The organism is Geodermatophilus maliterrae (assembly GCF_041018925.1).
Classification (GTDB): Bacteria; Actinomycetota; Actinomycetes; order Mycobacteriales; family Geodermatophilaceae; genus Geodermatophilus; species Geodermatophilus maliterrae.
Genome location: NZ_JBFNXQ010000150.1, coordinates 1 through 9227, shown reverse-complemented (window position 1 = coordinate 9227; position 9227 = coordinate 1). Strand labels below are relative to the sequence as shown.

The window sequence follows — 9227 nt, the reverse complement described above, 5'->3', positions numbered from 1 at the left end:
GCGGCGCCGGCCGCGGCGGCCGTGCCGGTCGCCGTCGTCGCCGGCGCCGGGCTCCCGCCGTGGGCGACCGCCCGGATGGCGGCGGCGAAGTCCGCGCCGTCGCTGAACCGGTCGTGCGGGTCCTTGGCCAGCGCCCGCTCCACGAGCTGCCGCACAGGGGCCGGGATGTCCGCCGGCAGCGGGGGCGGCGTCCGGTTGATGTGCGCCAGGGCGATCGCGACCTGGGAGGTGCCGTCGAAGGGCCGCCCGCCGGTGAGGCACTCGTAGCCGACGACGCCGAGGGAGTAGACGTCGGAGGCCGCGGTGGTCTCCATGCCCTGCGCCTGCTCGGGCGAGAGGTACTGCGCGGTGCCGACGACCATCCCGGTGCGGGTCAGCGGTGTCGCGTCGCGGGTGCGGGCGATGCCGAAGTCGGTCAGCTTCACCACGCCGTCGGGCCGCACGATGAGGTTGCCCGGCTTGATGTCGCGGTGGACGACGCCGGCGGCGTGCGCGGCCGACAGCCCGTCGGCGGCCTGGCCGAGCACGTGCAGCGTCCAGTCGACCGGCAGCCGTCCCTCCTCGTGCAGGATCTGCACGAGCGGCTTGCCCTCGACCAGCTCCATGACGAGGAAGGCCAGGTGCCCGGGACCGCCGTCGGCACTCGTCTCGCCGTAGTCGTAGACCGAGGCGATGTTCGGGTGCGACAGGGCCGCGGTGTGCCGGGCCTCGTTGCGGAACCGGGCCACGAAGCTCGGGTCGCCGGTGTACTCGCTGCGCAGGACCTTGGCGGCCACGATGCGGTCGAGCACGCGGTCGCGGGCGCGCCAGACCTCACCCATGCCGCCCGTGGCGATCGGCTCGGTGATCTCGTAACGGCCGGCCAGGACGGTGCCGGTGGACAGGGCCATCAGCCCCCCTGACCCTCGAGGTGTGCCTCGATCACCTCGCGGGCGATCGGGGCAGACGTGTCGCCGCCGGTACCCCCGCCGTTGGCCACGAACACCGCGACGGCGATCTGCGGGTCCTCGGCCGGGGCGAAGCCGATGAACCAGTTGTGGTCGGGCACGTCCTCGGCCACCTGGGCGGTGCCGGTCTTGCCGGCCACCGTGACGCCGGGGACGCGCGCGGCCCGGCCGCTGCCGTTGGCCACGACGCTCTCCATCATCTCCGTCAGCTGACCGGCCACCTCGGCGCTGACCGGCTCGGAGAGCTCCTCCGGGTCGGCCCGGTCGATGACCGTGAGGTCGGGGGCGCGCACCTGGTCGACCAGGTAGGGCGTCATCAGTGTCCCGTCGTTGGCCACGGCCGCGGCCACCATGGCCGCCTGCAGCGGGGTCATCCGGACGTCGCGCTGGCCGATCGAGCTCTGCCCCAGCGCGGCCTCGCTCTCGATGTCGCCGACGCCGCTGCCGGCGGTCTCCATCGGGATCTCCAGGCCCTCGCCGGTCATGCCGAAGGCCTCGGCCATCTCCCGCACCCGGTCCTCGCCGAGGTCGATCCCCAGCTGGGCGAAGGCGGTGTTGCAGGAGACCGTCAGCGCGTCGATCAGCGACTGCTCCTGGCTGCTGCTGCACGAGGAGTTGCCGAAGTTGCGCAGCTCGGTCGAGGTGCCCGGCAGGGTGAGCGTGTCCGGGGCCGGGACGACCGTGTCGGGGGTGTACTCCCCGGTCGACAGCGCGGCGGCCGAGACGACGACCTTGAAGACCGAGCCGGGCGGGTAGTTGTCCTGGATCGCCCGGTTCAGCCGCGGGTCGGCGTCCATGGCCTCGAGCTCGGCGGCGTAGGCCCGGATGCCGGCCGGGTCGTGGCTGGACAGCAGCCCCGGGTCGTAGGTGGGGGTGCTGGCCATGCCGAGCACCGCGCCGGTGGAGGGGTCGAGCGCGACGACGGCGCCGGTGACGCCCTCGAGGCCGGCCATGGCGGCCTCCTGGACGGCGGGGTCCAGGGTGAGGACGACGTCGCCACCGGCCGGGTCGCGGCCGGTGAACAGGTCGGCCAGCCGGCGGGCGAACAGCCGCGCGTCCGAGCCCGCGAGCACGTCGTTGGCCGCCCGCTCCATCTGGGTGTTGCTGTAGATCAGCGAGTAGTAGCCGGTGACCGGGGCGTACACCGGCCCCTGCGGGTACTGGCGCAGGTAGGTCAGCTGGTCCTGGGTGGGCACCGACAGGGCCACCTCGGTGCCGTCGACGACGATCGAGCCGCGCTCGCGGTCGTACTCCTCGGTGAGCACGCGGGTGTTGGCCGGGTCGTCGCGCAGCTCGTCGGAGCGCACGACCTGGATGTAGTTGACGTTGACGATCAGCAGCGTGAACAGGACGAGCACGCTGATCGCGACGCGGCGCAGGGGTGCGTTCACGGCGTCACGACCTCGGTGGGCGCCTCGCCGATGGCCTGCTTGGGCGGCGTGGGCGGAGCGGCCGGGCGGCGCGCGGCGTCGCTGATCCGTACCAGGAGCGCCACCAGCCCGAAGTTGGCCACCAGCGACGAGCCGCCGTAGGCCACGAACGGCGTGGTCAGGCCGGTCAGCGGCAGCAGGCCGGTGACGCCGCCCAGGACGACGAACAGCTGCCAGGCGATGGCGAAGGCCAGCCCGCCGGCCAGCAGCTTGCCGAAGGCGTCGCGCACGACCAGCGAGGTGCGCAGGCCGCGCTCGACCAGGATCAGGTAGACGACGATCACCGCGACCAGGCCGAACAGGCCCAGCTCCTCGCCGAGCGCGGAGGCGATGAAGTCGCTCTTGGCCACCGGCACCTGGTCGGGGCGCCCGCCGCCGAGCCCGGCGCCGAACAGCCCGCCGGTACCCAGCCCGAACAGCGACTGGACCAGCTGGTAACCACCCTCGTCGCGGTAGGCGAAGGGGTCGAGCCAGGTGTCCACGCGCACCTGCACGTGGCCGAAGACCTGGTAGGCGAAGAACGCCCCGCCGGCGAAGAGCCCGAGGCCGATGAGCAGCCAGCTGGCCCGCTCGGTGGCGATGTAGAGCATCACCACGAAGATGCCGAACAGCAGCAGCGAGCTGCCGAGGTCGCGCTCGAAGACCAGCACGAGGATCGACAGCGCCCAGGCCACCAGCACCGGGCCGAGGTCGCGGGCCCGCGGGATCTCCAGGCCCATGACCCGGCGGCTGGCCAGCGCGAGCACGTCGCGCTTGTCGACGAGGTAGGAGGCGAAGAAGACGATCAGGCAGATCTTGGCGAACTCGCCGGGCTGGATGCTGAAGCCGGCCACGCGGATCCAGATCTTGGCGCCGTAGACCTCCGAGATCGAGGCGGGCAGCACGGCCGGCAGCGCCAGCAGCACCATCCCGACCAGCGCGAGGGTGTAGGCGAAGCGCGACAGCAGCCGGTGGTCGCGCAGGACCACCAGGACGGCGATGAACAGGCCGGTGCCCACGGTCGCCCACAGCAGCTGGACGGGGGCATCCGCCCCGCTGGCGGCGTCGACCTGCTCACCGGCGAGGTCGAGCCGGTGGATCATGGTCAGCCCCAGGCCGGACAGCAGCGCCACCGAGGGCAGCAGCAGCGGGTCGGCGTAGGGCGCGAACCGGCGGACGACGAGGTGCAGCACCGCCCAGAGCGCGGCGAACCAGCCGCCGAAGGCGGCCAGCTCCGCGCGCAGCGACCCGGTGACGGTGAGGTCGACGATGCACTGTGCCGCGAGCGTGATGAGGACGGCGAAGCCCAGCAGCGCCAGCTCGGTGTTGCGGCGCGTGGGCGGGGCCGTGCCCGGGATCGCCGAGCGCGGGTCGGTCGAGGGGCCGGTCACTCCGCCTCCCGGCAATCCACTCCGGGCTCGGGCCCCTCCGTGGGCGTCGACGACGTCGCGGTCGTGGTCGGTGCGGGCGCCGCCTGGGTCTCGGGCGCGGGGCCGCCACCGTCGGGGAGGGGCAGCGAGGGCTCGGCGGTCGGTTCGGACGACGGCGCGGCCGAGGGGGAGGCCGAGGAGGTCGACGGGGCCGGGCGGGGGCACACGGGCAGGGCGGCGAGGTGCAGGTCGTCGACGATGCGCTGGGCGTCGTCGGCGTCGTCGGCGTCGATGCCCTGCCGGACGTTGTTCTGCTGGTAGGAGCTCAGGTCGGCCAACGCGATGTCGGTGACGTCGTCGACCCGGTAGAGGTCCAGGCCGAGCAGGTCGGTGTTGAAGCCGCGGAAGACGGCCACCCGGTCGCCGTCGTCGGCGGCCGCGACCCCGACGAACCAGTGGGTGAGCACCCAGAGCCACGTGGCGATCCCGCCGGCGACCAGGACGAGAACCGTCCCCACAGCGAGGAACAGCCGCCGCCGAGGGCGGCGGCGGTCGGGGGGTGCGGCGGCCGTGGGTGCTGTCGGCGGGGGTGGTGGAGCCGGTGGCGGGTCGGCCAGCGCGGCCCGGCCGGCCGCCGACCGCGGGTCCACCTCCCGCTGACCCCGGTTGTCCCCGGCCGCGCCGTCGACGACCGGCTCGATGAGGGTGCCCGAGCCGTTGTCCTCGACGACGTCGGCCACGATCACGGTGATGTTGTCCGGGCCGCCGCTGCGCAGGGCCAGCTCGATGAGCCGGTCTGCGGTCGACTGCGGATCGGGGTCCTTGAGCGCCTCGGCGAGGGTCTCCTCGCTCACCACGCCGGACAGGCCGTCGGAGCACAGCAGGTAGCGGTCGCCGGCGCGCGCCTCGCGCATGGACAGGTCGGGGTCGACGTCCTGGCCGTTGAGCGCCCGCAGCAGCAGCGAGCGCTGCGGGTGGTGGTTGGCCTCCTCGGGCGTGATCCGTCCGTCGTCGATGAGGGTCTGCACGAACGTGTCGTCGTGGGTGATCTGCTGCAGCACGCCGTCGCGCAGCAGGTAGGCGCGCGAGTCGCCGACGTGGCACAGCGCCAGCCGGCCGCCGGCGAACAGGACGGCGGTGAGCGTGGTGCCCATGCCCTCCAGCTGCGGCGACTCGCGGATGACCTCGCGCAGGTGCTCGCTGCCGTCGAACACCGCCGCGCGCAGCGCCTGCAGCATGTCGCCGGAGGGCGCGTCGTCGTCGAGGTGCTCCAGGGCGGCGATGACGACCTTGCTGGCGACGTCGCCGGCCGCGTGACCGCCCATGCCGTCGGCCACGGCCAGCAGCCGGGGCCCGGCGTAGACCGAGTCCTGGTTGTTGCCGCGGACCAGACCGCGGTCGGAGCGGGCGGCGTAGCGCAGCGCGAGACTCATCGGACCCTGCTCACGTCTGGACTGCCGCTCCCCCTGGTCGTCGTCAACGCAGCTCCAGGGCGGTCTGGCCGATGCGGATCGGCTGGCCCGGGGCCACGAGCAGCGGGCCCTGCACCCGCTGCTGGTCGAGGTAGGTGCCGTTGGTGGAACCCAGGTCCTCGACGTACCACTGTCCACCACGGTTGGTCAGTCGCGCGTGCCGGGAGCTGGCGAAGTCGTCGGTGAGGACGAGCGTGGAGTCGTCGGCGCGGCCGATGAGGATCGGCTGCTCGCCGAGGGTGATCTTGGTTCCGGTCAGCGGGCCGGCGGTCACCACGAGGGTCCGCGGCCCGCGCCCGCGCTTGCGGCCGGGGGCGGCCGCGCGCGGCGGTACCGAGGTCACCCGCCCGGCGCGGCCGCCGAACAGGTCGGCCCGCACCACGCGGAACGCGGCGAAGATGAACAGCCACAGCAGCAGCAGGAACCCGAAGCGGAAGACCTGGAGGACGATCTCGGCGGTCACGACCGGCCCCCGCTCACGAGTCCGCCTCGCCGGCGCTCGCCGGCCGCGTTCGCGGCGCTGCCGTGCCCGCGCGCGAGCTCGCTCACGTGCCGTCCTGCCGGTACACCAGGACGGAGTGGCCGATGCGGATGACGTCGCCGTCGGAGAGGGCCTGCCGGGTGATCTTGCGGCCGTTGACCAGCGTGCCGTTGGTCGAGCCGAGGTCCTCGGCGAACGCGGTGCCGTTGTCGAGCACGACGTCGACGTGCTTGCGGCTGACGCCGGTGTCGGGGAGCCGGATGTCGGCGTCGGTGCCGCGGCCGATGACGTTGCGGCCGGTGGTCAGCTCGTGCCGGGTGCCTGGCCCGTCGACGACGAGCACGTGCGTGACGCCTGGGCGGGAGCCGGCCCGGCCGACCATCGACGGGTGCTGCTTGCCGGTGTCGGTGGCCACCCGGCCGCGCAGCGGCGGCAGCGGCGGGACGGCGCCCGAGCCGGTCATCGGCGGCGCCGGGGGCACCGCGGCGGCGTCGGCCCGGGAGGCCGGCCGCGCGGGGTCGGCGACGTGCGAGCTCACCTCGAACACGCCGGTCGGCAGGTCCTCGTCGCGCTCGAGGCGGACCTGGACCTCGCTGAAGACCTGCCAGCCCTCGGCCTCGATGTGCTCGGCGACCATGTCGGCGAGCTCGGCGGCCAGCTGGCCGGACCACTCGGCGAGGTTCTCGTAGTCGGTCGAGCCCAGCTTGACGTCGTAGACGTTGGGCGCGAGCACCCGTCCCTCGCCGAGCACCGAGCGCTGCTCGTCGGCCTCCCGCTGCAGCGCCTTGGCGATCTCGGCAGGATGGACCTTGCCCTTGAAGATGCGGGCGAAGGCGAAGCCGACCATGCCCTCGAGCCGTCGCTCGAAGCGCTGCAGCACGCCCACAGTCGCTCCTCCACGCTCGCCCGGACAGGTGACCTCCCCGGTGATCGTAGCCGGGCGACGGGGTCACGACCGGCCAGCGACGCATGACGCCCCGAGCCGGGTGGCGTGAGCTGCGCCGTCCCCGGGCCGGACGGGCGGCGCGGTACCGGGGACGGCGACCTCCCCTCCGCGGGGCCGCGCCCGGTGGCTGCTAGTCTCTCTCCTCGCCGGGGCAAGTGGCGGAATGGCAGACGCGCACGGTTCAGGTCCGTGTGTCCGAGAGGACGTGGGGGTTCAACTCCCCCCTTGCCCACACCGAACACCGACGAGACGGCCCCCGGGACCTCCCGGGGGCCGTCTCGTGTTCCCGGAGCCCTCCCGCCGGCAGCACCACGGTGCGCCCGTGACCGCACCCGGCGACCCGCCGACCGGCGACCCGGTGCCCACCCGGGACGGGCCTGTCCGGCGGCCGCTGTGGTCGGTGTGGCTGGCCGGTGCCGCCGTCGGGCTGCCGGGTGGTCTGGTCGGGCTCGGCGGCGCGGGGTTCCGGCTGCCGCTGCTCATCGGGTTCCTCGGTCTCGCCGCACTGCAGGCCGTGGTCGTCAACGAGGCGATGAGCCTGGTCGTCGTCCTCGTCGCGCTGCCGTCGCGGCTGTTCGCCGTGCCGCCCGACGCGCTGGCCGCGCACTGGTCCGTGGCCGCGGCACTCCTGCTGGGCAGCCTCCCCGGTGCCTGGGCCGGCGCCTCCTGGGCGACGCGGCTGCGGGTGGCCACCCTGCACCGGGTCCTCGGGGTGCTGCTCGTCGGCATCGCCGTCGTCTTCGCCGTCCACCACCTCGACGTGGTGCCGCCGCTGTCCCTGCCGGCCGGCCGCCCCGCAGGGCACGGCCGGCGTCGTCGCGGGGTTCGGCATCGGCGTGGTCGCGGCGGTGCTGGGCGTGGCCGGCGGGGAGCTGCGCATCCCGACGATCACGGTGCTGCACGCGGTGGACGTGCGCCTCGCCGGCAGCCTGTCGCTGGTGGTGTCCCTGCCGACGATGCTGGTGGCCTTCGCGCGCTACAGCCGCGACCAGGCCTTCGTCGTCCTCCGCCGGCACGCCCGTCCCGTGGTCGCGATGGCCGCCGGGTCGGTGGTCGGCTCGGTCGCCGGCGGGTTGCTGGCGGGGGTCGTGCCGGAAGCGGTCCTGGTGCCCGTGGTGGTCGCGCTCCCGCTCCTCTCCGCGGTCGAGACCTGGGGGCACCGCTAGCGGACGGCGGTGGGGCGTGCACCGTGCGCCGTGCCACGCGCGGCGACGCCTGGCGCGTCGTCCGGGGCGTCCTCCCGGGCCTTGCCGACCGCGGCCGGCGCCGAGCACGGTGACCGCCGCACGGGGGCAGGCCACGGAGGCGCGCCATGACCCCGTCGACCCCGACCCCGACCCCGCCGACCCCCGTCACCGACGTCGTCGTCGTGGGCGGCAGCATCGCCGGCTGCACGGTCGCGACCCTCCTGGGCCGCGCCGGGCTGCGCGTGCTCGTCCTCGAGTCGCACCGCGACATGGACACCTACAAGCGGCTCTGCACGCACTTCATCCAGTCGTCGGCGACGCCGACCATCCACCGCCTGGGCCTCGACGAGCCGCTGGCAGCCGCCGGGGCGGTGCCCAACGACATCGACCTCCACATCGAGGAGGGCTGGATCCGGCACACGAGCCCGCGCCCGGGCCTGCCGCCGCACGGGTACAGCGTGCGGCGCTCGGTGCTCGACCCGCTGCTCCGCCGGCGGACCGCCGCCACCCCCGGTGTCGAGGTGGCGATGGGCGCCCGGGTGCGCGACCTGCTCAGGGAGGACGGGCGGGTCGCCGGCGTCCGCGCCGACGTCGACGGCGAGCCGGTGGAGGTCCGTGCCCGGCTGGTCGTCGGGGCGGACGGCCGGGACTCCCGGACGGCGTCGCTGGCCGGCCTGCCCGGCCGGCAGCAGCCCAACGCCCGGTTCGCCTACTTCGCCCCCTACCGCGGCGTCGGCCTGGCCGAGCCCGGCGTCTCCCGGATGTGGCTGCGCCCGTCGGGGGAGGCCTCGTACGTCTTCCCCAACGACGACGGCGTGACGGTGCTCGCGACCTTCCAGCCCAAGGAGCGCCTGGCGGGGTTCAGAGCACGACCGTTGGAGGACTCGCTGCGCTCGGTGTTCTCCGGGTTGCCCGGGGTGCCCGAGCTGGCCGGCGCCGAGCGGGTGGGCGACGTCATCGGCACGGTCGACTACCCCAACGTCACGCGGCGGCGGGTCACCGGGCCGGGCGTGGCCCTGGTGGGCGACGCGGCGCTCGTCGGCGACCCGCTGTGGGGCGTCGGCTGCGGCTGGGCCTTCCAGACGGGGGAGTGGCTGGCCGACGCCGTGGCGCCCGAGCTGCTCGACGGCCAGGTGCCGGTGCGCGGCCTGGCCGCCTACGACCGGGAGCACCGCCGCCGGCTGCTCCCGCACCAGCGCATCCTGGTCGACCTGTCGTCGGGGCGACCGCTCAACCGGTTCGAACGGCTGGTGTTCGGCGGCGCGGTGCACGACGAACGGGTGGCCCGCACCGTCGGGGCCTTCGGGACCCGCAACGCGCCCCCGACGGTCCTGTTCTCCCCGGTCCTGCTGGCCCGGGCGGCCCGCGCCCGGCGGGGCGCGCGCCGCCCGGTGCCGGCCGGCGTGCGGGCGAGC

General features: G+C 74.7%; 8 protein-coding genes, 1 tRNA gene and 1 pseudogene. 4 read left to right on the top strand and 6 right to left on the bottom strand.

Going from position 1 to position 9227, the window contains the following annotated elements; all coding sequences use genetic code 11:
* The 6 genes from ABQ292_RS25250 to ABQ292_RS25225 form a co-directional block, all read right to left on the bottom strand.
* A partial coding sequence (locus ABQ292_RS25250) for a serine/threonine-protein kinase (protein ID WP_369210458.1) occupies nt 1-890 on the bottom strand: 890 nt, incomplete at its 3' end.
* A complete protein-coding gene (locus ABQ292_RS25245; RefSeq protein ID WP_369210457.1) occupies nt 890-2338 on the bottom strand; it encodes a peptidoglycan D,D-transpeptidase FtsI family protein in 1449 nt (482 codons plus the stop codon). The genes ABQ292_RS25245 and ABQ292_RS25250, both read right to left, overlap by 1 nt.
* Entirely contained in the window at nt 2335-3747 is a 1413-nt protein-coding gene (locus ABQ292_RS25240; protein WP_369210456.1) for an FtsW/RodA/SpoVE family cell cycle protein, read from the bottom strand. The genes ABQ292_RS25245 and ABQ292_RS25240 overlap by 4 nt, the downstream gene beginning before the upstream one ends.
* Nucleotides 3744-5159, bottom strand: a complete 1416-nt coding sequence (locus ABQ292_RS25235) for a PP2C family protein-serine/threonine phosphatase (RefSeq protein WP_369210455.1) — start codon at nt 5157-5159, stop codon at nt 3744-3746. The genes ABQ292_RS25240 and ABQ292_RS25235 overlap by 4 nt, the downstream gene beginning before the upstream one ends.
* A gap of 43 nt (nt 5160-5202) precedes the next feature.
* Nucleotides 5203-5661 carry an FHA domain-containing protein FhaB/FipA gene (locus tag ABQ292_RS25230; RefSeq protein WP_369210454.1) on the bottom strand — a complete coding sequence of 153 codons (459 nt, stop codon included), beginning with the start codon at nt 5659-5661 and terminating at the stop codon, nt 5203-5205.
* Between the two features lie 82 nt (nt 5662-5743).
* Complete coding sequence (locus ABQ292_RS25225) at nt 5744-6565, bottom strand: FHA domain-containing protein (RefSeq protein WP_369210453.1); 822 nt, start codon at nt 6563-6565, stop codon at nt 5744-5746.
* A 209-nt stretch (nt 6566-6774) separates the two neighbouring features.
* On the opposite strand from ABQ292_RS25225, the gene ABQ292_RS25220 reads away from it, so the two are divergent.
* From ABQ292_RS25220 to ABQ292_RS25205, 4 genes and pseudogenes are all read left to right on the top strand, one after another.
* Nucleotides 6775-6857 (top strand) — tRNA-Leu (locus tag ABQ292_RS25220).
* Nucleotides 6831-7349 (top strand): annotated as a pseudogene (locus ABQ292_RS25215) (TSUP family transporter); the annotation flags it as partial. The gene ABQ292_RS25220 and the pseudogene ABQ292_RS25215, both read left to right, overlap by 27 nt.
* Entirely contained in the window at nt 7273-7791 is a 519-nt protein-coding gene (locus tag ABQ292_RS25210) for a TSUP family transporter (protein ID WP_369210452.1), read from the top strand. The pseudogene ABQ292_RS25215 and the gene ABQ292_RS25210, both read left to right, overlap by 77 nt.
* 146 nt (nt 7792-7937) lie before the next feature.
* Nucleotides 7938-9227 (top strand): NAD(P)/FAD-dependent oxidoreductase (locus ABQ292_RS25205; RefSeq protein ID WP_369210451.1); only part of this gene is annotated, 1290 nt, incomplete at its 3' end.

Excerpts from the sequence above, each read along its gene's own strand:
- ABQ292_RS25235 (WP_369210455.1), bottom strand. The coding sequence starts at position 5,159 with ATGAGTCTCGCGCTGCGCTACGCCGCCCGCTCCGACCGCGGTCTGGTC.